Below are 22,928 nucleotides of genomic sequence, written 5' to 3'. Positions count from 1 at the left end.
GACTGCTCCGGAACCAACTGCTAAACATCTGCTAACCATGTATTTAACTACAGTACAGTGTCAACTGTGTTTGCAAAAGCGATTTAAACCTTCTGAAGCTGCAACTATTCTTGATTTCCTGCATCGGTCTCAAGTATAGTCTTTCAAAATATACGGGCTGTGTAACATGACAATTATTATTGGCTTTATCGTCGTACTTGGCATGGTCTTTGGCGGCTACATGCTATCTGGCGGCGATATGGGCATCATCACCCACGCTCTGCCGTTTGAGGGCATGATGATCGGCGGCGCTGCTGTCGGGTCATTCATTGCAGCCAATTCCTTTGCCAATCTGTTGGGCGCGGGCAAGTCCTTCCTCAAGGCATTCAAAGGTCCGAAGTGGAAGGGCAGCGACTATATCGACCTGCTGAACCTGATGTACACGCTGGCGCGGATGTATCAGCAAAACGGCATGCTGGCGCTCGATGAACACATTGAAAATCCGCAAGAAAGCACTATCTTCTCGCAGTATCCCAAGCTGCAGAAAGATCATTTCGCCGTTGATCTGATCACTGACAGTTTCCGGATGCTCGCCTTGCAATTCGACGATCCGTACCAGGCCGAAGACGTCATCAATCGCAAACTCAAAAAGCATCACCATGAAGCGTTGACCGCGCCGCACGGGCTGACCACGGTCGCCGATGCCTTGCCCGCTATCGGAATTGTTGCGGCGGTTTTGGGCGTGATCAAGACCATGGCCTCCATCGACAAACCGCCCGCTGTGCTGGGCGCAATGATCGGCGGCGCGCTTGTCGGGACCTTCCTCGGGGTATTTTTGGCCTATTGTTTTGTCTCGCCCTTGGCCAATCGTCTGCAGGCGATCGAAGAGCAGGACGGCATCTATTACGCAGTGATCCGCGACATCTTTATCGCGATCCTGCACAACCACTCGCCCGCGATCTGCACAGAGATCGGGCGCGGCAACATTCCGACCAGCCTACAGCCGAGCTTTTACGAGATGGAAGAGGCCCGTCAGGCCATGCCCGAGGCCGCTTAACCATGGCCGCCCGCGACCGTCTCGCCGCGCTCAAACTGATCGAACGGATTGGGCGCCACGAGATGCAAAGCATCGGCACGCGCTTGGCGACCCTGCGGGCCGAGCAATCGCAGATCGATGCCAAAAGCCAAGCGCTGACCGACCGCACGATGCGCGAGGCGGAGGAAAGCACGGCCGAAACCCGCGCCTATTTACCAGCCTATTTGCACTCGGTTCAGGCCAGTCAGGCTGCTTGGGCCGAAGACCGCGCCGCTTTGGAAGAAACTGCGGCCCAAGCTGAGACAGAGCTTTACGCGGCCTTTCGAACATCAAAAACCAACGAGGCCGTACTCGCGCAGGTGAGCCGAACAATCGACATCGATGCCGCCCGCGCAGAAACCGCTGCCATGGATGATGCCGCGCGGACCTTGTTTATGGCACAACGCCGCTTGCTGAAATCCAGCAGTTAGTCCGGGCGCCTTATGCGGCCTTGGCGATGGTCCGCCCCCAAATCTCGCGGATCTCGTCAGACAACGTGGTTACCTCGAACGGTTTGCCAATCACCGCAAGGTCCATCGCGTGCGACAGCAGGCCGTCCCGCTCAGCCCCCATGCGTGCGGTCAGATAGATCGTTGGCACCCGTTCGTACCCCGCAACCTTGCGGATTTTTTCCAGGGTTTCGGGGCCCGTGAGCCCCGGCATCTGTACATCACTCAAGATCAGATCTGGCGCGAAATCCTGCAAGACCGCTAGCGCCTTTTCACCGCGATCCACGTGCAGCAGGGTAAAGCCGCCGATCAGCTCCAGCGCCATGCCGGTGATCTGCGCGATCTCCGGATCGTCCTCGATATGTAGGATGCGGTTCAGATCTTCCATCTATGCCACTTCTCTTTGTTGTTGGGTGAAAAACATCACGACGCACGGCGCCTGCCACGCCCGCCGCCGCCACTGGTAAATTTCGAAATAATGCCGCGTCCGCCTGCCGTGACTTCGCTGCGTGTCGTGATCAAGGTGACCGGCCAGTCCGCGGGCAAAGTGCCCGAGGCGAGTGGCGAAAGGGTCACACTGGCATAGCGGGCGTTCTCCGAGAATTGCGCTATCGCATCGACTGGGTTTTGCGCCATAAACGATTGCGCCAATGCAGCATCGGCCACCGATGCGACCCCGCGTGCCGCCAGCCAGCCCTGCAATTCGCGGTCGGGTGTGATCGCCAACAAGGTGGTTTTTGCTGCAGCGCCCTGCCCGTCGAGACTGTCCCAAAGCCATGCCTGTACCAATTCCATCGCGTCGCGGTGATGATCTGCTGGTACGACTGTGACCCCCGGTACCTGCGCAATTTCAACGGCACAGATGTCGCCTGCGTCGATGCTCGCCTGGGCCAATAGCGCCGCCAGCGGTGCCGCAGTGTCCGTATCGAAATACTTCCGCAAGGCGGGGCTGTCGCCATCATGGCCGCTTGCCGCGAGCATCTGCGCCGTAAATGCGCCCGTGTCCGCCTCGGCGCGGATGCCTTTGGCGCGGATCAGCGCCATCAGGCGGTGCGCCGCGGCTGCGGCGATGCTTTCAGCCTGCACCAAAGGCGACGCATCCGAACCGGCAATTTTCAACGTCAGATCGGCCAGTGGATTGTCACTCGGGATCGGCAAAACTGTCTCACCCTCGACACGCGGCAGATCGACAAAGAACTCGGTTCCTTCGCCTTCAGTGCTCATGAATGACACGCGGCCCTGATGGTGCTCGACGATCAATTTGACGATCGACAAGCCCAGTCCGGTGCCGCCCTTGGCGCGGGTGTCCGAACTGTCGGCTTGGGTGAATTTATCAAAGATCGTGGGCTGCGCATCAAGTGGAATGCCTTCGCCCTTGTCGCGCACGATCAGCCGCAAGCGGTCGGCTTGCTGTTCCAGCCCGATCATCACTCTGGCCCCCTGCGGCGAAAATTTGGCCGCGTTGGACATCAGGTTGTCCAGCACCTGTAACAAGCGCGACTCGTCACCATAGGTCAAAAAGCTTTCACCCTGCGGGATTGGCAAAGCTTCGAATGTGACGCCTAGCTTGCCGGTGTAGAAGGCATTGTTTTCCAGCGCAGCAGTCACCAGCCCCGTCAGATCAAAGACTTCCATATTGAAATCCATCTTGCCGGCTTCGATCTTTTCGATGTCCAGAATATCATTGATCAACACCACCAGACGGTCACAGCTCCGCGCCGCCATGCCGACCAGATTGGCCATCTTGTCCGGCATCTCGCCCACTGCGCCAGATGTCGCGATGCCCAATGCCCCCTTGATCGAAGTCAGTGGCGTGCGCAATTCGTGGCTGACCGTGGCGATGAACTCGGTCTTTGCCTTGTCGACCATCTTGCGTTCGGACACGTCGCGGTAGATCGCAATGATCTGTGGTGCATCGGCGGCGGGGCGTACGTATTCGAGGCTGATCTCATAGGTGGTGCCATCCTGCGCTTCGGCTTCCCAAACCATGCGGCGCTGCGGGCCGGAGGCAATTGCGTCGCAGCGCAGCTTAAGGGTCTCGAAATCGGCTTCTGAAATCAATGCACTGGCTTGTTTGCCTTTCCAGCGCCCGCCCATCCGCGCGTTGACCAGACCTTTCACCGCAGCAGTGTTCATGTGAAGAATATCCAGCGTGCCCGGCCGCAAAACGACGACCTTGTCCTGAATAAGTTCCAGCGTATCGTTAAACCGCGTCTCGGACACGCCAGCGCGGGTTTTGGTCACGTCCGAGGCGACAATCGCAATTTCGCTGAGGGAATTGGACGCGCCGGTGACAGGAATAAACGTGCTTTGCACCCAGACCGACTTGCCGTCCTCGCGGGTCAGTTGCAAGGCGCCCTGCCACGGCGCACCGGCATGCATGGCTTTCATAATCTCGGCTTCGAGCGTCTGCTGATTAGTACCTTTCATCAGCTCGGCCAAGGGCCGATCCATCAGACTGCCCCGGCTGCGGTCCAGCGCCGAAACAAAACGGTCGTTCACATGCGAGATCACCCCATCACGGTTGAGCATGCAAAACACGGTGTGATGCTCGATGGCGTTGCGGTAAAATTGCTTGGAACGTGCCTCGGAGCGCAGCACATCCTTATGCGCCTCCGTCAGTCGCGCGTTGCGCCGGAACTCACGGACAAAGAACACCAAGGATGCCAGAATAAGCGCCAAAAGCCCCAAAACCGGCCATTGATAGGCGCGGTATATCCGGATCGCTGCCTGTGTCAGGTAGTTTTCATAGGGCCGCACCCTGAGCGAGATCAGCAATTCATGCACCGATTGATAGTTCTGCGGCGCCTGCCAGACAACACCATTGGCCGCGCGCGATTCCGCGCTGTTTTCGCCCACCTGCAACAGTGTATCGATTAACAAAGCCAGTGCTGCATCCGGCACGTCGGGCAGCGATGCCATCACCCAATCGGGGTAGAGCGGTGTGCTGACCCAGAAGGGAAACTCCGGATGCGCTACTGCTCCAACGGGCCGGAAATCCTCCATCTTAATGACGCCCTGCGCGGCGAGCCGTTCCAGCACCCCTGCCCTGATTACCCCGACATCGACCAGACCGTTTTGCACCGCATAGACGATCTCGCGCTGGTTGCCGCCTGAAAATACAGCGCTCGCGCCAATGTCTGACGGGAGGCGGTGCTTGCGAAACTCCTGCAGCGCCAATTGCCAACCGGTCAGTTCGTTTGCGGCCACGCCCATGATCCGCTTGTCTGACACATCCTGCATCGTGACAATTGCACTATCGGCACGCACAAAGATCACCGCGCCGGTCCGGTCAAAGGTCCTGCCCTGCCAAATATGTGCCATCGACAACAGCGGGCGCGCGCGTTCCTCGACATCCGCAATGACAAAGGCAGCAGGATCGCCGAGCATCAGGTCAATCCGCCCGGCGTCGAGCCCGTCGATCAACGAAGCATCGGTATGCGGCTCCATCCGAAAGCGGAACGGCGACTTTTGCGCAACAGCGGCGCGGTTCAACAGGTCCAGCGTCGGGGTCCAGGCCTCCAACGCGCGGGTAGCGCCTTCGGTGGCGAGCACGCCGAGGGTCAGTTGGGTAATTTCTTGCGCATTCTCTTGCGCGTGTGCGGGGCTGGCAAGAAGCAACGCCAAAACGGCCCACGCGATAAACACCCGCACCATCTTCCCCAAGCTCGCGAAGCCCACGCCGATCCCGCCGCAATGGCGCGATCGGCCCTGCATCAGCTTGGCTTGCCGGTCGATACCGGTCAGGTCATCCGCGAGGGCGGCAGGGGTCATGTATGCATATCAGCATAGGCTGCTGATCCACTTTCAGGGCTGCGGCCATACAAGGGCGCAGGAAAGCTGTTCGCCTTCTGGCGGAAAGGTTGAAGGTAAAAAACCCATCATCCCGAGGCATTGAAGCCATGCTTTGTATCATTCCTAAATGTGTTCAAATTTCGACAAGGGCAACAAAAAACTTCCCCGTGGGGAATTATTCAGAAAGCTGAAACAGTGGAACGCATGCTGATTTGCGACTAAAATGAGTCGCCGTTTGTGGATAATTTTACCTAGAGCGTTGTAAGTATTGTCAATTTATCATTTCAATGTATTTGCCTGAGCCAGTCGCTTCGAAGGCGGAACTGTGCTTTTCAGGCGGCGGTGCTTTGCGGCATCTTTTTGTCAGGCCTGCCTCAAAGGGGTTCCTGCCCCGCAATTTCGGAGCTGACTTAGAGCCGCTGGACCGGATCGCTTGCTACCATGCAGGGTTGAACGCCTGCCCAACTCGGTGCAGGTAACGCGCATCGCTCTCGCGCGGGGCGGTTTAGTTTTCGACGGCTAGGGTTCATATACTTTTAGCCGTCCAGTTCCAGTAATCCGGAAAGTCATGCATGTCCGTGGCTGTCAGTTCAGGAGACAAGAAATGGCTCTTAAAGCACTTTTGGTCGGCTCGGCCGCCGCCTTAATGATCACCGCCCCTGCTTCAGCGGAGCGGGGTACAGATGGCAAACTCAAGCTCCTTTATTGGCAAGCGCCGTCGATCCTGAACCCCTATCTATCCAGCGGCATCAAAGATATAGAAGCCGCATCGCTGGTGGTCGAGCCCTTGGGCCGCCATGACGAGGACGGCTTCATGGTGCCCTACCTCGCGCAAGAAATCCCCACACTTGAGAATGGCGGCGTCGCTGCGGACCTCAAAAGCATCACGTGGTCACTCAAGCCCGATCTCACATGGTCGGATGGGTCGCCCTTCACCGCCAGAGATGTGAAATTTACCGGCGACTATTGCATGGACCCTGAAGCCGGATGCTCGCCTTTGGCGCGATTTGCCGATGTCGAAGCAATCGAGGTGATCGACGACCTGACAGTCACGATCCGCTTCAAAATTGCCAAACCCTACCCCTATGGCCCGTTCATGGGCGCGCAATCGCCGGTGCTGCAAGCGGCGCAGTTTGCCAATTGCATGGGCGCGACGGCCCCGGCCTGCACCGAAGAAAACTTCAACCCCATTGGCACCGGCCCCTTTGTGGTGCGTGATTTCCGGCCCAATGATGTGATCGAAATGGTCGCCAACGACCACTACCGCGATCCTGCCAAACCCGCCTTTGCCAGCCTCACCCTCAAGGGTGGCGGTGACGCCGCAGCGGCGGGCCGCGCAGTGCTGGAAACCGGCGAGTTTGACTATGCGTGGAACCTGCAACTCGCGCCCGATGTGCTGGAGTCGATGGAAAGCTCTGGCAAGGGGACCACGGTCGTCGCCTTTGGCACTGCCGTCGAGCGGCTCGATATCAACATGACCGATCCTTCTGCCGACTTGGGGCCCGACGAACGCTCGACCGCCGCGCATCCACATCCGATCCTGTCGGACGCGCGGGTGCGCGAGGCCCTGTCGCTCGCCGTTGACCGCGATGTACTGGTCGAGGTCGGCTACGGCGATGCCGGGCGGCCGACCTGTAATATTGTTCCTGCGCCTGCGCTTTATGCCTCCGACAACACCGCGTGTCTGGTGCAGGATATCGATGCCGCCAATGCTTTGCTCGAAGCCGCGGGATGGGACATGGGCTCTGACGGAATCCGCGTGAAAGACGGCACGCGGTTGTCGCTGCTCTTCACTTCCCCCACCAATGCCGTGCGGCAGGATTCCCAAGCTTTGATTAAGGATTGGTGGGCCAGCATCGGCGTCGAGACCGAGTTGCGCAATATTGACGGGTCGGTGTTCTTCAGCAGCGATCCGGGCTCACCAGACACGATGCAGAAATTCTATGCCGACGTGCATATGTTCACCTCCGGCTACAGCGGCACCGATCCTGAAGGCTATCTGTCGTGGCATCGCTGCGGCAATGAACCAAGGCCTGCAAGCCAGTGGCAGGGCGAGAATTATCACCGGTTCTGTGACCCCGCCTATGACGAGATGATCGACAGTTTCGCCCGCACCGCCGAGCTGAGCCAACGCGGCGAGATCGCCCGCAAGATGAATGATATGCTCACGAATGAGAGCCATTCGCTAATTCCGCTGGTGGCGCGTGGTCGGGTCTCGGCCCATGCCAACACCTTGAGCGGCGTCAAGATGACCGCCTGGGACAGCGAGTTGTGGAACGTCGCGGATTGGTACCGGACTAAATGACACGTACCGCCCTTGAATTCAGGTGCTGTCGGCGGCCCGCCCCCTAACGCCTGAGGATATGCGGTGGCCGCACCCCGCTACCGCATGTCCCTGTCGAGAATTTGATTGTCGGCCAATGCCTCCTATGTCGTGTCTGGATAATACGGAGTGGCGGCAACCCGACGGTTCGCAACGCGCTCCCTTAAATGCGTGCCACCGTACCTTTTGGCATGCTCACCCTAACCCGCGTGGAGCCGCAGACCGTGAAACACGTCCCGTCAAAATCCTCAGAGCCGTTATTCGTGGCCGAGCAGAACTGTTGGCGCGTCGCAAAAGCTGACAAGCTTTCGCTGATCGTGGACGCCGCCGAATATTTCGAGATGCTGCGCAAGGTTTTTATCAGTGCCGAGCGCGAGCTTTTGCTGATCGGCTGGGACTTTGATTTCGAGATCGAGATGCTCCCCGGCCAAAGCGACGATGACGGTAACGCTCCCGACGGCCTGCCCAACCAGCTTGGCGCATTCTTGGAGGCCGTGGTTGAAAAAGCCCCCGACCTGCATGTCTATCTGCTCAAGTGGAACGGCGCGGTTCTGGCCGCCCCCGGTCGTCTGATGCCGACCCTTGCGCTGAGCGTTTTCGGCAGCGACCGGATTCATTTCGCCCTCGACGGCCACCACCCCTTTGGCGCCTGCCACCATCAAAAGATCGTCGTGGCCGATAGCGCGCTGGCCTTTTGCGGCGGGATCGACGCAACCGAAGGCCGTTGGGACACGCCCGATCATCTGCCCGACGACCCGCGCCGGGTTTGCAAAGACGGATCCCCCTCGACCCCGTGGCATGACGCGACCTCGGCTTTGTCCGGCCCCGTGGCTGCGGCGCTAGCTGAACTGTCGCGCGAACGCTGGCACCGCGCCACTGGCGAAACGTTGGAAAAACCGCAGCCCAGTTCGATGGCCCTCTGGATTGAGGATGCCGAAGTTCACGCCTCCGATGTGGACGTCGCCATCGCCCGAACCGAACCGCTTTATAATGGCGCGCCGCTGATCAACGAGATTGAGCAGTTATTTCTGGCGAGCATCCGGAAAGCCAAAGAGATGATCTATATCGAGTCTCAGTATTTTGCGGCCGAGAGCATATTCAAAGCTGTCAAAGCCCGCCTGAGGGAACGCGACGGCCCCGAGATCGTGGTGGTTAACCCGCTGTCAGCCGAGTCCGATTTGGAGGACGACGCGATGCACGTCACCCGCGGACGGATGATCCGACGTCTGAAGAGGGCCGACCGACACGACCGTTTCCGCATCTTCTATCCGGCCACCACAGCCGGAGACCCGATCTATGTACATGCGAAAATTATGATCGCCGATGACAACGTGCTGCACCTTGGCTCAAGCAATCTCAACGACCGCTCGATGGGGTTTGATACGGAATGTAATGTGGCGGTTGAAGGCCAGCACCAGATGATCGCGCAGTTCCGCACCCGTTTGCTTTCCGAACATCTGGATGTCACGCCAGAAGTCTTTAATGAAACTCTGCAGCGTACAAAATCGCTGGTCGCAACCATCGAACAACTCAATTCCCCGACTGGGCGCGGCCTGCGCAAGATCAAGCGGCGCAAGGAAAGCCTGCGCGGCAAATTGCTGGCGAAGTTCCGTTTGCTTGATCCGCGCTATCACCCCGGCGAACAATCCTCTGCCGGCAAGGGTTTGCGTCCGCGACATATCACGATGGCGGCGGGCAGTGCGCTGGCGGGCTATGTTGGCTGGCTGCTGTTGCGCCAGAAAGACGACGACGGGGAGTGACCGCAGGCTCGACCAATGGGCTGGAGCATTCCCGCTGACATTAAATCGGCTGCTTCTTGCGCAATTCTCCCTGCCCTTTTCGATCTCGGAACCCCAGCACCCGCGCACGGGTTGGATGACTAGTAAGTTCAACAACCGAAAGGGCGAAATAATGGACCATACAAATCACATTCCGCTGCGCGCCGAAGAAATCAATCACGCCAATGTTGAGGGCGCAAATGTTTACGGGCCCGATGACCATAACATCGGCTCGGTCTCGCATTTTCACGGCAACGGCGCCTCCGCGCAGGTGATAGTTGATGTAGGTGGATTTTTGGGCATCGGTGCCAAGCCCGTCGGCTTGCCCGTTGGCAATCTGAATTTCATGCGCGACGAAAACGGCAAAGTTCACGCCACCACCGCCATGACCAAAGACCAGCTTAAAGATCTGCCCGAGCACAAGCACAGCCACGCTTGATCTCGCGTGAAACCAAAAGGTCGCCGCAATAGAATGCGGCGGCCTTTTTCTATGGCGACCCTCTTGTGCACCTGCCAAGGAACAAAACCCGTTGAGGCAGGTTAGTCAGCGGGGAGTGCAAGGCCCGCGCGTCACTGGTTACCCGCAACGGTCCAGACGTAGCGACCGCACAACCCTCGAACAATTAACAATGCAGCCTGAGCACAGGCTTTGAGAGGGACGAAAAATGGGATTTATCTGGACAATACTTATCGGCTTTATCGCTGGCGTAATCGCTAAATTCGTGACGCCCGGCCGGAACGAGCCATCGGGTTTTATCCTCACCACCATCCTCGGCATCGTCGGCGCGTTTCTCGCGACATGGCTCGGGCAGGCAATGGGCTGGTATTCGGCGGACGAAGGCGCGGGCCTTATCGGCGCAATCGTCGGCGCGGTGATCGTGTTGGTAATTTGGGGTATGGTGTCTCGCAAGCGCGGCTAACATTGAACCACTGCAGGTGCCGCTGGTTCGCCGGGGGCACCCGCTTCACCAAGGCCATTGCCAACAGTCCAGCTGTCCGACCAATCTAGTGACACCTCCAAGAAACAACGGCGCGGACCCCGCCTGACCCCTGCCACAAGAAGGAACCAGCCCGATGAAAGATGCCGCCTTTTTTGGATTTGACGGCTACCATCTGGGGCTTGCGGCATTGGGTGCGGTAGTGATCCTCGCGCATTGGCTGCCACGTTTCGTATCGCGGCGCGAGCCTGCCGCATCCGGATTATTGATCCTCTTCGGCATGGCCGCGTTTAGTTTCATCCCCGGCATTCCTGCTGTCCCAGATCCACGCACCTCGCCGCATCTTTGGGAGGTTGTGGCAGAGCTCACCGTGATCGTCGCACTTTTTGCCACCGGCCTGCGCATTGATAACCTGCTCGAGCGCCGCTTCTGGATGCCGACGGTGCGCTTGCTCGTTGTGGCGATGCCGTTGACGATTTTTGCCGTGGCGATGATGGGTTATTTGATGGCGGGCTTCACGATCGCAGGGGCGATTTTGCTCGGTGCGGTGATGGCCCCGACAGACCCCGTTCTTGCAGGCGACGTACAGGTTGGCCCGCCGCAAGCGGGGGGCGAGCATCCAGTGCGTTTTGCGCTGACCACCGAAGCCGCTTTGAACGACGGCCTCGCTTTTCCGTTTGTTTATCTCGGCCTTCTTGCCGCCGCCGAAGCGCTCTCCCCCGGGGCGCGGGTGATGGAGTGGTTGATGCTGGATGTCGGTTGGCGCATTGCCGTCGGGGCCTTGATGGGCGCCGCGGGTGGCTGGGCTTTGGGGCATGTGGTGTTCGCTTTTCCGCGCGGCGCGGTGCTGGCGGATACTGCCTCGGGGGTCGTGGCGCTGGCGGGGATTTTGCTTTGCTATGGCACGACCGAGCTGGTCGAAGGTTACGGATTTATCGCTGTTGCCGTGGCTGGATTTTCAATCCGGCGCGTCAAGGGCGAGCATGAATTTCACCGCCGCCTGCATGATTTCACCGAGTCGATTGAACATGCACTGACCGCCGTGATCCTCGTTGCACTGGGCGCAGTTCTGCCCGCACTGCTCCAAGAACTCACTCTTGCCGTTGCCGTGATTGGCGTGGCGTTGCTTGTGGTCGTCCGCCCGCTGGCAGGCTGGCTGTCACTGCTCGGCTCCAGCTTGCGGGGCCGCGACCGCTGGGTGGTGGCGATCTACGGCGTTCGGGGCATCGGCTCGATCTACTATCTCGCCTATGCTGCCGGAAAGGTGGAGTTTCTGGACGAGAACCTGCTCTGGGCTCTGGTCGGATTTACCATCCTCGTCTCTACGCTCGTGCATGGCTTTACCGCCGGTTTCGCTATGGAGGGCCTCGCCGCACGACCCGAGGAAGCGGACCAATCTGACGCTCTGCCGCGCTAGCCCCATCCCCATTTCAGACTACCGCTTTGCGCCCACGGGTCATCCCATGTGCCGTCCGCTACATCCACATGGCATGACCCTGCCTAACAGTGAACTAAGATGCTCTTATCGCATTTAGTCAGGAACGGAATCGAGGCAGCTACGTTGTAATTTCAAGCAGCAAAAACTGAAGTTCAGGAGAAATCGCAATGCATGGCATTTTTTATCTCATCGGCCCCATCGTGGTCATTCTCGCGGTCCTCAGCTTGATCGCCTAACCCTAAGGAGTACACCATGACACCTACAAACAAGACGACCCCCGGGGCCAACGACAGCCTCAAAGACAAAGCTCAATCCGCCGCATCCTCGGCCGCTGAAGAAGCCAAAGTGCGCGCGCGCGACGCCGCCAACACTGTGGCAACCGAAGCATCAAACTATGCTGACCAAGCCAAAGGCGCTGCCGCTGACGAGGTCAAAGGCGTGGCTTCTGCACTGCGCACAGCCGCCGATGAAATGCGGCGTGGCTCACCACAGGAACGCACCTTCAGCCAGATCGCTGACGGGCTTGCCGACGCGTCCGATGCGATGCGTGACAAGGATTTGGGCGAGATGGTTGGCGCCGTCACCGATTTTGCCAAGCGGAACCCGATGGTCTTTCTTGGCAGCGCCGCACTGATCGGCTTCGCCGCAACGCGCTTTGCCAAAGCCTCCAATCACAGCGCTGATGCCCAGAACGCGTACGGTGCACAAGGCTCGCAAATGGACCGCCCGCAGACCGATGACCGGCCACGCAGCGGCAGTGTGAATGTCGCCTCTCCCGCGATCAACCCAAGCTACAAAGGAGGCACAGTATGAACACCGATCCGAACAAAACCACCGGTGGATTGCTGAGCGAGGCCCTTGGCCACGTTAGCTCGCTGGTCCGTAGCGAAGTTGATCTGGCCCGGGCCGAGGTGAACGAAAACCTCAAGGCCGCTGGTGTCGCCGTTGGTCTGATTATCGGTGCCGTCGTTGTGGCGCTAACCGCGCTCAATGTGCTGACTGCCGCCCTCGTCGCGGCGCTGACCGAAGCGGGCATTCCCGCCGGATGGTCTGCACTTCTGGTCGGCGTTGCTCTGGCGATCGTTGCCTATGTGATGATCAAAAAGGGCACTGACGATCTGAAACTTAGCAGCCTCGCGCCGCGCTGTGCGGCCAAAAATGTGAAACGCGACACGCAAGCCGTGAAGGAGGTTTATGATGACAAATGATACCCGTACCCCCGAAGAGATCGAACGCGAGATCGAGCGCGAGCGGGCCGGCCTGACCAGCACTCTAAGCGACCTGCAAGACAAGTTTTCCGTTGATGGTGTCGTGCGCGAGTTCTCTAACCAGTTCCGCGAGCACGGCGGCGACATCGGTCGCTCGGTCTCCGAAGCCGTTAAGCGCAACCCGGTTGCATTGGCGCTCACAGGCGTGGGATTGGCATGGTTGATGCTGGGCGATAAGTCCGACCCCCGCGTGCGCGAGAACCGCTTTAGCCGTGACACTGGATATGGCTCCGACCGCTATGATGCGGATCGTTACGGCGCAAACCGCACTGGATCTGACAGCTATACATCCGACCATAATACTACCTCGGATGCTAGCCGCAACGTCAACGGCCTGTCCGACAGACCTTCCGGCTACACACCCGCGTCGCGGCAGGTTGGTTCGTCGAACACTTACTACTCTGGCAACAACAGTGGGCAGCGTAACGTACCCTCTTGGGCTGACTCGTCCAATGACCATGACGACGACACATCGTCGTTTGGCTCAAGCGCGCGCAACGCGGCCTCCAACGCGGGGTCGAGCATCTCCGGTGCGGCATCTTCGGTTGCCGATGGTGCCCGCAGTGCAGGTTCCACAGTTGCTGGCGGTGCCCGTAGTGCAGGCGCGTCTGTAGCTGATGGCGCGCGCAGCGCAGCTGGTGCAGTCTCGGGCGCAGGCCACTCTGCTGCTGATGGCGCACGCAGCCTTGCGTCTTCCGCATCCGACCGCGCCGCGGCCTTGCGCCAGCGGTTGGCTGAAGGAACTGAAAGCCTGTCCGAAGAAGCGCGCAACCGTGTCATCGCGGCCCGTCACCGCGCTGTCGAAGCACGGCAGGCTACGATGACCTACGCCCGTCAGGGTCGCGATCGTGCGGCTGACATTTTCGAAGAGCAGCCGCTGATTGCGGGTGCGCTGGCTGTCGCTCTCGGGGCCGCACTGGGTGCCGCTCTGCCACGCAGCCGGATTGAAAACGAGTACATGGGCGAGCACAGCGATCACCTGATGGACGAGGCCGAGCGGATCTTCAACCAAGAGAAGAACAAGCTCACCAAGGTCGCTAACGCTGCGGTGAATGAGGCGAAAGATATCGCCCGTGAAACCAAGGACGATGCCAACAATGCCGCGCCCGGTAACTCGGTTGCCGATGCCATCGTCGAGAAAGCCAAAGCGTCGGGCAAGCGTATCGCGGATGCCGCTGATGCAGAGGCCAAGAAGCAAGACGTAGGGTCCGTTAAAAAATCCTAACGCCACGTTGAACGTCATCGAAACAGCCCGCACGAAAGTGTGGGCTGTTTTGCATTGTAGCGCCCGCAGCGCGCGACAGTGGGAACCATTCGCGCCGAGAGGCGGTTGGAGTACTGAGCTACGGGACCGATTGCAACGACGCCCCCGCTACAGCCTTGTTACCCCTAAAACAGGTAAAATTGTATGTGGAACACCATCGTCGCCGAACTCAGCCCCAAATCCGGACCAGACACTGTGGTGATGTTGATGCGGCTCTTTGGCGCTGCTCTGCTCTGTGGGATCATCGGATTCGAGCGCGAGCTGAAAACCCGCACCGCAGGGCTGCGCACCAATATGCTGGTCGGCATCGCCTCGACGGCCTTTGCGCTGATCACGCTCTCGGTCATGGAGATGCCGTTGCTGGATCAAGACATCGTGCGCGTCGATCCGATCCGGTTGGTCGAAGCAGTGACCAACGGTGTGGCCTTCCTCGCTGCTGGTATCGTAGTTTTTTCCAAAGGGCAGGTGCACGGGCTGACCACGGGGGCCAGCATGTGGCTCTCGGCGGGCATTGGGCTGGCGGTGGGGCTGGGCTTTTGGTTCATTGCTGTCGTGGCTGCGGCGACGGGGTTTATCGTGCTCGATATGTTGCGCAAATTGCAAACCAGTCTTGGCATTAAGGACGAATCCGAGACACAAGTGGATGCCTGACCGGCTAACCTATCAAACCTATTTGCGGCCCTTGCCCCGCAACAACCGAACCACATAAAGCACCGCGAGTGCGCCAAAAAGCACGTTGGTTACCGGATTGATCCAGCCCGAAACCTTGTCATATTGAGTGCCGAGAAGGTAACCTGCGGCAGTCAAAAGGCTGACCCAGATGATCGTTCCAGCCATCGACAGCGCAAGAAACCGCCACAGCGACATGCGGGCAAAACCTGCAGGTACCGAGATCAACGTGCGGATCGCGGGCAGCATGCGCCCCCAGAAAACCGCGGCCCCCTGATGACGTTTGAAGCGTTCCTCAGCCTTCTCCATCCCTTCGCGAGTGACGGTGAGCCACCAGCCATGGCGGTCGATCAGGGCGTAAACCCGATCCCGGTTCAGCTTGCGCGCCCCGTAATACCACAGGGTCGTTCCTGCCAGCGAGCCGATGCTGCCCGCAATGACCACCAAAACCGGATTAAGCGTGCCTTGCTGCGCCAAGTAGCCACCCAACGGCATGATCAATTCCGACGGGATTGGCGGAAAGACGTTCTCCAATAACATCAGAAACGCAATCGCGACATAGCCGCCCTGCTCTACAATTCCGGCGAGCCAATCAAACATTCATACTGCCTGTGTCACGATGCAGGCGAGGTCACCGCCACCCGCGTGGTTTCGTTTCGGTGACTAATCGCACCCGGGCGGCATACCGTCCGCCTTGCTTGTTGGCACCGCCTGCTCCGACGATTAGCGTTCCGCTGCGGCGTGTGCCTGACGGATCAAGCCGCAGCGGAATTTTCAGGCGGGCCATGAGGGCACGTTGAAGCTGCTACAAAGGAGCGTCTGGTATGCAAACGTCCCGCGCGGGCGGGCCGTTCCGTAACGCTGCGAAAAGAGTTGCGTCGAAGGTTAAGCGTCCTGCCCGATCTCCTGGCGCTGTGCGCCCAACCCCTCGATCGCCACATCCATGACGTCGCCTTTTTTCAGGTAGACCGGCTGCGGTTTCATCCCCATGCCAACACCCGGAGGGGTGCCGGTGGAGATGACATCGCCCGGATGAAGGGTAAAAAGCTGGCTCAGATGTTCAATAATTTCGGCCACGGTAAAAATCATCGTGGCGGTCGACCCGGTTTGCATCCGCGTGCCGTTTAAATCCAGATGCATAGTAAGCGCCTGCGGATCGGCCACCTCGTCACGGGTCACCAGCCACGGACCTGTCGGTCCGAAAGTGTCGCAGCTTTTACCTTTGGTCCACTGGCCGGTCAGGCCGGTCTGAAAGTGCCGCTCCGACACATCGTTCACCACGCAGTAGCCCGCAACATAGTCCAGGGCGTCCTCTTTGCCGACGTACTTTGCGGTCTTGCCAATCACAACGCCCAGTTCAACCTCCCAATCGGTCGAGGTTGATCCGCGCGGCATCATCACCGTGTCATTTGGGCCGGAAATGGCCGAATTGGCCTTCATAAACAGGATCGGATGTTCGGGGATCGAAGCACCAGTTTCAGCGGCGTGATCGGAGTAATTCAAGCCGATGCAGCAGAACTTGCCAATCTCGCCCACGCAGGCACCCAAACGCGGCGTGCCTTCGACCAGCGGCAGTTCGGTCGGGTCCAAGGCCCGTAGCTTGGCCAGCCCAGCATCCGACAAAACCGCGCCAGAGATATCATCCACCACGCCAGACAGATCGCGCAGCTGTCCTTGCGCGTCCAGCATCCCCGGTTTTTCCTGGCCCACCGGCCCAAAGCGCAGCAATTTCATCTCTTCTTTTCCCTCGTTTGATCTTGGAGTTTTTTCGCGGCCCACGCTGTCAGACCGGGCTGCGTGACTATCCGCGCCCGATGAAAGGCATGGTGGTCGCCATCACGGTCATGAACTGTACATTCGCCGACAGCGGCAATCCCGCCATATAAAGCACCGAGGACGCGACATGGGCGACGTCCATGACGGCTTCGGGCGCAACAGTGCCGTCAGCCTGCGGCATGCCGGTCACCATAGGCGTGGCCATTTCGGTCAGCGCATTGCCGATGTCGATTTGCCCGCAAGCGATGTTAAAGGGTCGCCCGTCCAGCGACAGACTGCGCGTCAGCCCCGTTACCGCATGTTTCGAGGCCGTATAGGCCGCAGCCCCCCAGCGCGGCACATGCGCCGAAATTGATCCGTTGTTAATGATCCGCCCGCCCTGCGGCGCCTGCTGGCGCATCTGCGCAAAGCCGGCCTGTGCAACAATGAAACTGCCCATGACATTCACGTTGATCAACGTGCGGATGTCATCCATCGACAACTCGTCAATCGGTGCGCCGCGCAGGCTGACACCGGCATTGTTAAATACGGCATCAAGGTGGCCCCAATGCTGCACCGCCTTGGCGAACGCATCCTTTACCTGCGCCTCATCGGTGACATCGCAGGGCAGAACCAATGCGTCGCTGTCCGCTGCGGTTTCGGCCAAAGCGGCCTCGCGGCGTCCGATCAGCCCGACCTGCCAACCCGCGTCAAGAAAGGCCTGAGCGGTGGCGCGGCCAATTCCGCTGCCTGCGCCGGTAATCAGGATGGATGGCATGTCGGACGCCTCTTGTTGATGGTCACCAGACTGCACTTTGCCGCCGTAACCCGCGATGCGCAAAGGCTTTCTCTCTCAAGAAAGCCCCGCCTGCATTCCAGTGTATTACCCGCCTCAGTGGAGCCGGACGTTGTCGGTGCTAATGCGCGAGCGCTCGGTATAGCCGATGTTGTTGAGCAACAGGTTCATACCGATGGTGATCACGACCGCCGCCACGAGGGCCAAAAGAAATGCTTTCATCTTATGCCTCCTCCACTGTCAGCGTGTTGCGCTTTTCGACCTCGGCCACCCACAGGCTGTGATGCTCGCGGGCCCATTGCTCCTCAACGTCACCGGAACCCATGGCGTCAAACGCGCCCTCCATCCCCAGCGTACCGATATAGATATGGGCAAAGATGATGCCGGTCAGCACGAGGCTGATGATCGCGTGCCAAAGCTGCGAATACTGCATTTCTTCTTGCGGCGAGAGATTGGTCTCCAGCGCGTCAAAACCGAACCAACCCGGTGCGCCGATGGCGTTTAGCTTCTCGAAGGTCATGGCAAACAGGTTGAACTCAAATGGGAACAGCAAGGACAGACCCGAGACCGAGATCGACCCGCCGAGGATAATCACCGACCAGAAAATAATCTTCTGGCCCGCGTTGAACTTCTTGGCGGGCGGATGGCCCTTGCCAAAAATGCCGCCGCCCTTGAGCAGCCAGTTGATGTCCGTGCGGTCCGGCAAGTTGTGCAGCACCCAGAAGATAAAGATCATCACCAGTGCAATCATGAATGCCCATGAGATATTGTTGTGCACCCACTTCGATCCGGTGGCGATAAAGGAAAACGCCTCTAGGCCAAAGGCGGGGATCAGCACCTTGCGCCCGAAGAGCGTAAAGAGACCGGTCAGTCCCAGCAGAATAAACGAGGTTGCCAGCAACCAATGGGCAAAGCGCTCGATCGCCTTGAACCGTTCGATCCGGCGACCGGTAATCGGCCCCTCGATCCGCACCTTGCCGCGAATGAGATAGAAAATCGCCAACACAGCCAGCGTACCGCCGAGGAAAATCGCGCCATAGGTCAGAAGCGGTCCGCGCCGGAAATCCAGCCACCACATGCCGCCTTCCTGGATCAGCGTGCGTGCCGCGGGCCCGCGCTGCTGGGTCGACACATCGGCCACGTCAAACCGCAAGGCCCGCCACAAATCAGGGTCCGAGGCGCCGCCGCGCGTGCCTAGCGGCGCGGTGATCGGCATGCCTTCTTCGCCCTCCCCTGTCACGCGGGCGCGGTCTTCCTGATCAACCTTCAACCCTTCCTGCCGCCGCAAAATTTCTTGCAGCGAGGTGGTCGACGGGCTGGTTGTTACGGTGCTGGTTTGCGGTGCCACCACGTCCTGGGCAGTGGCAATGCCAGCCCAGACCATGAGGGCCAAACAGGTGATGATGATCGAGCGCATCAAGCTATCCTTGTCATTTTTGCGGTGTCAGGCGGCCCCTGACAGGCCGCCCCCCTCGCATCGTCAGCCCTGCTTCGCAGAGTTACTGACCTTTCTGGCCGTAAGCTGTGCCCCAACCCCACGCGCCCGAGCCGAAGCCCCGCGCAACCACACGTTCGCGGTAGATCGAGGACACTTCGTCGCCGTCTCCTGCCAACAGGGCTTTGGTGGAACACATCTCGGCGCAGATCGGCAGTTTGCCTTCCGCGATTCGGTTGCGGCCATACTTCTGGAACTCGGCGGCGGAGTGGTTCTCTTCTGGGCCACCGGCACAGAAAGTACATTTGTCCATTTTGCCGCGTGACCCGAAGTTGCCCGCCTGTGGATACTGAGGCGCGCCAAACGGACAGGCATAGAAACAGTAACCACAACCGATGCACAGGTCCTTGGAGTGCAACACGATGCCATCGTCGGTCTGGTAGAAACAGTCTACCGGACACACCGCCATACAAGGCGCATCCGAGCAGTGCATACAGGCAACCGAGATCGAGCGTTCGCCCGGTTTGCCGTCACCGATCGTGACCACCTTGCGGCGGTTGATGCCCCACGGCACCTCGTGTTCGTTCTTACATGCAGTGACACAGGCGTTGCATTCGATGCAGCGTTCGGCGTCGCAGAGAAATTTTGCTCTTGCCATCTTCGTCGTCTCCTTACGCTGTCCAGATTTTGCAAAGAGTGGCCTTGGTCTCTTGCATCTGGGTCACTGAATCGTAGCCATAGGTCTGTGCGGTATTAGTGGATTCACCCAAAACATAGGGGTCGGCACCGTCAGGATAGCGGTCGCGCAGATCGACACCTTCCATGTGGCCACCAAAGTGGAACGGCATGAAGGCCACGCCCTCGCCGACCCGCTCGGTCACCATCGCCATGACCTTTACCTTGCCGCCCTCGGGGCCTTCGACCCAGACCTGAGCACCATCACGCACACCAAGGTTATTGGCGTCGCGGGTATTGATCTCGACAAACATGTCCTGCTGCAGTTCTGCGAGCCACGGGTTCGAGCGTGTCTCGTCGCCGCCGCCTTCGTATTCCACCAAACGTCCCGAGGTCAGGACAATCGGATACTCTTTCGAGAAGTCGTTCTCCTGGATCGAGGCATACATGGTCGGCACCCGCCAGAAGGTCTTGTCCTCATAGGTCGGGTAATCTGCCACCAGATCACGACGCGCTGTGTAAAGCGGCTCGCGGTGGATTGGCACCGGATCTGGGAAGGTCCAGACCACGGCCCGCGCCTTGGCGTTGCCGAAGGGCGCACAGCCATGGGCAATAGCGACCCGCTGGATACCGCCCGAAAGGTCGGTTTTCCAGTTCACGCCGCCAGTCTTCTCTTCGAAGTCGGACGGGATGTCGCCCTGCTGGCTGGTTTCACCGACTTCTTCGTTGTCGTTGGTCGGATCGGTGTCGCCATCGTCAGGCTGTTTCGTCGACAGACGCATGCCGGGCTCAAAGCCCGCGACCGCATTGATCGAGTCCCTTTCATCGTCCGTCAGGTCTTTGTCCCAACCAAGGTCACGCAGCATTTGCACGGTGAACTCAGGGTATCCGTCCTGAATTTCGGAGCCGACAGAATAGACACCCTCGGCCAGAAGGTTCTCGCCGTCACGCTCCACACCGAAACGGGCGCGGAAGGTCAGGCCGCCTTCGGCCACTGGCATCGACATATCATAGAGGTTCGCGGTGCCGGGATGGTTCATCTCGGGTGTGCCCCAGCAAGGCCACGGCATCCCGTAGAAATCACCGTCCGCCGGCCCACCATTGGCGCGCAGCGTGGTGCGGTCAAAGGTGTGCTGGTTTTCCATGTGCATCTTCATCCGCTCGGGGCTTTGACCCGTATAGCCGATGGTCCACATGCCGCGGTTATATTCGCGGGTGATGTCCTCGACGTTCGGCTCGGCACCATCGTCGATGGCAATGTTGCGGAACATCTTGTCGTGGAAGCCGAACTTCTCGGCAAACAGCGCGATGATCGTGTGGTCAGGCAGCGATTCAAACAGCGGCTCGACGATCTTGTCACGCCACTGCAGCGACCGGTTTGACGCGGTCACTGATCCGCGTGTTTCAAACTGCGTGGCGGCAGGCAGTAGCCATACCCCGTCAGAGCGGTTCTGCAACACGGCGGTGACAGTCGGATAGGGGTCGATGACGACCAGCATATCCAGCTTTTCCATCGCCGTGACCATTTCCTTCTGACGGGTCTGGCTGTTGGGCGCGTGGCCCCACAGAACCATCGCGCGGGTGTTGTCGGGCTGTTGCAGGTTCTCTTTGTCCTCCAACACACCGTCAATCCAGCGGCTGACCGGAATACCGGTCAGGTTCATCATCGCCGTTTCGTCATAGCTGGCTTCGGAGAACCGGCTCTTGAGCCAGTCAAGATCCTCGTCCCAGACCCGCGCCCAGTGCGCCCATGCGCCAGCGGACAGACCATAGTAGCCCGGCAGCGTATCGGCGAGAACACCCAGATCGGTCGCGCCCTGCACGTTGTCGTGGCCGCGGAAGATGTTGGTGCCGCCACCAGCGGTGCCCATGTTGCCCAATGCGAGCTGCAGGATGCAATAGGCACGGGTGTTGTTGTTACCGTTGGAGTGCTGCGTGCCACCCATACACCAGATCACGGTGCCGGGACGGTTGTTCACAAGTGTCCGTGCGACGCGCTCAAGCTGCTCGCCCGGCGCACCGGTCACACGCTCGACTTCTTCGGGTGTCCACTTTTTTACTTCGTCGCGGATTTGATCCATGCCCCAAACGCGGGTCCGGATGAATTCCTTGTCTTCCCAGCCATTCTCGAAAATGTGGTAAAGAATGCCCCAGACCAGCGCCACGTCCGAACCGGGCCGGAAGCGCACATACTCATCAGCATGGGCCGCGGTGCGCGTAAAGCGCGGATCACAAACGATCAGCGGCGCGTTGTTTTCTTCCTTGGCTTTCAGCAGGTGCAGCAGCGACACAGGGTGCGCCTCGGCCGGGTTGCCGCCGATCACAAAGATCGCCTTGGAGTTATGAATGTCGTTGTAGCTGTTGGTCATGGCGCCGTAGCCCCATGTGTTCGCCACGCCCGCCACGGTGGTGGAGTGACAAATCCGCGCTTGGTGGTCGACGTTATTGGTGCCCCAATATGCGGCAAACTTGCGGAACAGATAGGCCTGTTCGTTGCTGTGCTTGGCCGAGCCGAGCCAGTAGACCGAATCTGGTCCGCTCTCTTCGCGGATTTTCATCATGCCGTCGCCGATCTCGTTGATCGCGTCAGCCCAGCTCATCCGCTGCCACTCACCGGCAACTTTCTTCATCGGGTATTTCAGACGACGTTCGCCGTGCGCGTGCTCGCGGACCGAAGCGCCCTTTGCGCAATGTGACCCGAGGTTAAAGGGGCTGTCCCAACCCGGCTCCTGCCCGATCCAGACACCCTGATCGACTTCGGCGATAACCGTACAACCGACCGAACAATGGGTGCAGATCGACTTGCGGGTTTCCATCGCGGTTTGCACAGCCGTCTGGGCCGAGGCCTGCGTAACTGTGCCGCCGGTGCCCGCAATCGCGGCAAGCCCGCCAATGGCAAGACCCGAGCCGCGCAGGAACGTCCGGCGGTCAACACCACGTGACGGGGCCTGAGCGCTGACGCTCGGGCGTGCACCTCTGACAGCTGCGTTTGTCTTTTTTCTTAACATCGTCGTCCTCCCGATCCGCAGTTGGCCATCTTGTCCGGCCTGCTCTGCAGTATGTTGTTATCAGCCTGCGCTCAGAACCGTGCGCTCGCAAAGTAAGCGCGGGTATGCGCGGTGTCCTGCATTGTCTGTGACGACAGATCAGGCTCTGCCGGACCTGCTTCAGCCTGCCCTGCAGTGGCCACGGCCACAGCGGCTGCGGGCGCGGCGGTGCCTGCCAGTTTCAAAAAATCGCGGCGGCTCGTGCCTTCGGTTTTTTTCGCGAATTTTTTCGATGTCATGGGAT

The 22,928-nt window shown here is 59.4% G+C and carries 21 protein-coding genes; 11 read left to right on the top strand and 10 right to left on the bottom strand.

The features are described 5' to 3' along the window. Nucleotides 1-166: 166 nt before the first annotated feature. Complete coding sequence (motA, locus tag BM174_RS15065) at nt 167-1,036, top strand: flagellar motor stator protein MotA (protein ID WP_093924687.1); 870 nt, start codon at nt 167-169, stop codon at nt 1,034-1,036. Nucleotides 1,037-1,038: 2 nt separating this feature from the next. Further along, nucleotides 1,039-1,485 carry a hypothetical protein gene (locus BM174_RS15060; RefSeq protein ID WP_093924686.1) on the top strand — a complete coding sequence of 149 codons (447 nt, stop codon included), beginning with the start codon at nt 1,039-1,041 and terminating at the stop codon, nt 1,483-1,485. Nucleotides 1,486-1,495: 10 nt separating this feature from the next. Here BM174_RS15060 and BM174_RS15055 read toward each other — a convergent pair whose 3' ends face one another. Together BM174_RS15055 and BM174_RS15050 are read right to left on the bottom strand one after the other, a co-directional pair. Beyond that, nucleotides 1,496-1,891, bottom strand: coding sequence for a response regulator (locus BM174_RS15055; protein ID WP_093924685.1), 396 nt, complete (start codon nt 1,889-1,891; stop codon nt 1,496-1,498). A 35-nt stretch (nt 1,892-1,926) separates the two neighbouring features. Further along, on the bottom strand, nt 1,927-5,277 hold the full coding sequence (locus BM174_RS15050; RefSeq protein ID WP_093924684.1) for a PhnD/SsuA/transferrin family substrate-binding protein: 3,351 nt from the start codon (nt 5,275-5,277) through the stop codon (nt 1,927-1,929). A 625-nt stretch (nt 5,278-5,902) separates the two neighbouring features. Between BM174_RS15050 and BM174_RS15045 the strand changes: the two genes are divergently transcribed. The 9 genes from BM174_RS15045 (at nt 5,903) to BM174_RS15005 (ending at nt 14,958) form a co-directional block, all read left to right on the top strand. Then, a complete protein-coding gene (locus BM174_RS15045) occupies nt 5,903-7,603 on the top strand; it encodes a peptide ABC transporter substrate-binding protein (protein ID WP_093924683.1) in 1,701 nt (566 codons plus the stop codon). 185 nt (nt 7,604-7,788) lie between these two features. Next, entirely contained in the window at nt 7,789-9,381 is a 1,593-nt protein-coding gene (locus tag BM174_RS15040; RefSeq protein ID WP_245766392.1) for a phospholipase D-like domain-containing protein, read from the top strand. Nucleotides 9,382-9,532: 151 nt separating this feature from the next. After that, nucleotides 9,533-9,838 (top strand): PRC-barrel domain-containing protein, encoded by a 306-nt coding sequence (locus tag BM174_RS15035; protein ID WP_093924682.1) that lies wholly within the window; start codon nt 9,533-9,535, stop codon nt 9,836-9,838. Nucleotides 9,839-10,064: 226 nt separating this feature from the next. Then, nucleotides 10,065-10,319: a GlsB/YeaQ/YmgE family stress response membrane protein gene (locus BM174_RS15030; protein WP_093924681.1), complete on the top strand. Its 255-nt coding sequence runs from the start codon at nt 10,065-10,067 to the stop codon at nt 10,317-10,319. 154 nt (nt 10,320-10,473) lie between these two features. Continuing rightward, nucleotides 10,474-11,754, top strand: coding sequence for a cation:proton antiporter (locus BM174_RS15025; RefSeq protein WP_093924680.1), 1,281 nt, complete (start codon nt 10,474-10,476; stop codon nt 11,752-11,754). Between the two features lie 273 nt (nt 11,755-12,027). Further along, on the top strand, nt 12,028-12,588 hold the full coding sequence (locus BM174_RS15020; RefSeq protein WP_093924679.1) for a hypothetical protein: 561 nt from the start codon (nt 12,028-12,030) through the stop codon (nt 12,586-12,588). Then, nucleotides 12,585-12,983: a phage holin family protein gene (locus tag BM174_RS15015; protein WP_093924678.1), complete on the top strand. Its 399-nt coding sequence runs from the start codon at nt 12,585-12,587 to the stop codon at nt 12,981-12,983. The genes BM174_RS15020 and BM174_RS15015 overlap by 4 nt, the downstream gene beginning before the upstream one ends. Next, nucleotides 12,970-14,268, top strand: coding sequence for a DUF3618 domain-containing protein (locus tag BM174_RS15010; RefSeq protein WP_245766391.1), 1,299 nt, complete (start codon nt 12,970-12,972; stop codon nt 14,266-14,268). Before BM174_RS15015 ends, BM174_RS15010 begins: the two co-directional genes overlap by 14 nt. A 183-nt stretch (nt 14,269-14,451) precedes the next feature. Further along, a complete protein-coding gene (locus BM174_RS15005; protein WP_093924676.1) occupies nt 14,452-14,958 on the top strand; it encodes an MgtC/SapB family protein in 507 nt (168 codons plus the stop codon). Nucleotides 14,959-14,976: 18 nt separating this feature from the next. Here the strand turns inward: BM174_RS15005 and BM174_RS15000 are convergent, their stop codons facing one another. The 8 genes from BM174_RS15000 to BM174_RS14970 all read right to left on the bottom strand — a co-directional run bounded on the left by BM174_RS15000 (nt 14,977) and on the right by BM174_RS14970 (nt 22,923). Continuing rightward, complete coding sequence (locus BM174_RS15000; protein ID WP_093924675.1) at nt 14,977-15,576, bottom strand: DedA family protein; 600 nt, start codon at nt 15,574-15,576, stop codon at nt 14,977-14,979. 285 nt (nt 15,577-15,861) lie between these two features. Further along, the gene (locus BM174_RS14995) at nt 15,862-16,710 is read right to left on the bottom strand and encodes a fumarylacetoacetate hydrolase family protein (protein ID WP_093924674.1); all 849 of its coding nucleotides are present in this window, start codon (nt 16,708-16,710) and stop codon (nt 15,862-15,864) included. Between the two features lie 67 nt (nt 16,711-16,777). Further along, on the bottom strand, nt 16,778-17,509 hold the full coding sequence (locus tag BM174_RS14990) for an SDR family oxidoreductase (RefSeq protein WP_093924804.1): 732 nt from the start codon (nt 17,507-17,509) through the stop codon (nt 16,778-16,780). 114 nt (nt 17,510-17,623) lie between these two features. Beyond that, nucleotides 17,624-17,749 (bottom strand): hypothetical protein, encoded by a 126-nt coding sequence (locus BM174_RS21605; RefSeq protein ID WP_273456593.1) that lies wholly within the window; start codon nt 17,747-17,749, stop codon nt 17,624-17,626. 1 nt (nt 17,750) lies between these two features. Then, nucleotides 17,751-18,944 carry a formate dehydrogenase subunit gamma gene (locus tag BM174_RS14985; protein ID WP_093924673.1) on the bottom strand — a complete coding sequence of 398 codons (1,194 nt, stop codon included), beginning with the start codon at nt 18,942-18,944 and terminating at the stop codon, nt 17,751-17,753. A gap of 82 nt (nt 18,945-19,026) precedes the next feature. Then, a complete protein-coding gene (gene fdh3B, locus BM174_RS14980; RefSeq protein WP_093924672.1) occupies nt 19,027-19,620 on the bottom strand; it encodes a formate dehydrogenase FDH3 subunit beta in 594 nt (197 codons plus the stop codon). A 13-nt stretch (nt 19,621-19,633) separates the two neighbouring features. Then, nucleotides 19,634-22,645: a formate dehydrogenase subunit alpha gene (locus BM174_RS14975; RefSeq protein WP_093924671.1), complete on the bottom strand. Its 3,012-nt coding sequence runs from the start codon at nt 22,643-22,645 to the stop codon at nt 19,634-19,636. A 71-nt stretch (nt 22,646-22,716) separates the two neighbouring features. Further along, complete coding sequence (locus tag BM174_RS14970; RefSeq protein ID WP_093924670.1) at nt 22,717-22,923, bottom strand: twin-arginine translocation signal domain-containing protein; 207 nt, start codon at nt 22,921-22,923, stop codon at nt 22,717-22,719. Nucleotides 22,924-22,928: the final 5 nt, after the last annotated feature.

Origin of the sequence: Sulfitobacter brevis, from assembly GCF_900112755.1 — a bacterium.
Lineage (GTDB): Bacteria > Pseudomonadota > Alphaproteobacteria > Rhodobacterales > Rhodobacteraceae > Sulfitobacter > Sulfitobacter brevis.
The sequence above is the reverse complement of the archived record's forward strand: the minus strand, read 5'-3'. Positions and strand labels throughout refer to the sequence as shown.

Coding starts and splice junctions, on each gene's coding strand:
- motA (WP_093924687.1), top strand. CDS start 167: ATGACAATTATTATTGGCTTTATCGTCGTACTTGGCATGGTCTTTGGC.
- BM174_RS15060 (WP_093924686.1), top strand. CDS start 1,039: ATGGCCGCCCGCGACCGTCTCGCCGCGCTCAAACTGATCGAACGGATT.
- BM174_RS15055 (WP_093924685.1), bottom strand. CDS start 1,891: ATGGAAGATCTGAACCGCATCCTACATATCGAGGACGATCCGGAGATC.
- BM174_RS15050 (WP_093924684.1), bottom strand. CDS start 5,277: ATGACCCCTGCCGCCCTCGCGGATGACCTGACCGGTATCGACCGGCAA.
- BM174_RS15045 (WP_093924683.1), top strand. CDS start 5,903: ATGGCTCTTAAAGCACTTTTGGTCGGCTCGGCCGCCGCCTTAATGATC.
- BM174_RS15040 (WP_245766392.1), top strand. CDS start 7,789: ATGCGTGCCACCGTACCTTTTGGCATGCTCACCCTAACCCGCGTGGAG.
- BM174_RS15035 (WP_093924682.1), top strand. CDS start 9,533: ATGGACCATACAAATCACATTCCGCTGCGCGCCGAAGAAATCAATCAC.
- BM174_RS15030 (WP_093924681.1), top strand. CDS start 10,065: ATGGGATTTATCTGGACAATACTTATCGGCTTTATCGCTGGCGTAATC.
- BM174_RS15025 (WP_093924680.1), top strand. CDS start 10,474: ATGAAAGATGCCGCCTTTTTTGGATTTGACGGCTACCATCTGGGGCTT.
- BM174_RS15020 (WP_093924679.1), top strand. CDS start 12,028: ATGACACCTACAAACAAGACGACCCCCGGGGCCAACGACAGCCTCAAA.
- BM174_RS15015 (WP_093924678.1), top strand. CDS start 12,585: ATGAACACCGATCCGAACAAAACCACCGGTGGATTGCTGAGCGAGGCC.
- BM174_RS15010 (WP_245766391.1), top strand. CDS start 12,970: ATGATGACAAATGATACCCGTACCCCCGAAGAGATCGAACGCGAGATC.
- BM174_RS15005 (WP_093924676.1), top strand. CDS start 14,452: ATGTGGAACACCATCGTCGCCGAACTCAGCCCCAAATCCGGACCAGAC.
- BM174_RS15000 (WP_093924675.1), bottom strand. CDS start 15,576: ATGTTTGATTGGCTCGCCGGAATTGTAGAGCAGGGCGGCTATGTCGCG.
- BM174_RS14995 (WP_093924674.1), bottom strand. CDS start 16,710: ATGAAATTGCTGCGCTTTGGGCCGGTGGGCCAGGAAAAACCGGGGATG.
- BM174_RS14990 (WP_093924804.1), bottom strand. CDS start 17,509: ATGCCATCCATCCTGATTACCGGCGCAGGCAGCGGAATTGGCCGCGCC.
- BM174_RS21605 (WP_273456593.1), bottom strand. CDS start 17,749: ATGAAAGCATTTCTTTTGGCCCTCGTGGCGGCGGTCGTGATCACCATC.
- BM174_RS14985 (WP_093924673.1), bottom strand. CDS start 18,944: ATGCGCTCGATCATCATCACCTGTTTGGCCCTCATGGTCTGGGCTGGC.
- fdh3B (WP_093924672.1), bottom strand. CDS start 19,620: ATGGCAAGAGCAAAATTTCTCTGCGACGCCGAACGCTGCATCGAATGC.
- BM174_RS14975 (WP_093924671.1), bottom strand. CDS start 22,645: ATGTTAAGAAAAAAGACAAACGCAGCTGTCAGAGGTGCACGCCCGAGC.
- BM174_RS14970 (WP_093924670.1), bottom strand. CDS start 22,923: ATGACATCGAAAAAATTCGCGAAAAAAACCGAAGGCACGAGCCGCCGC.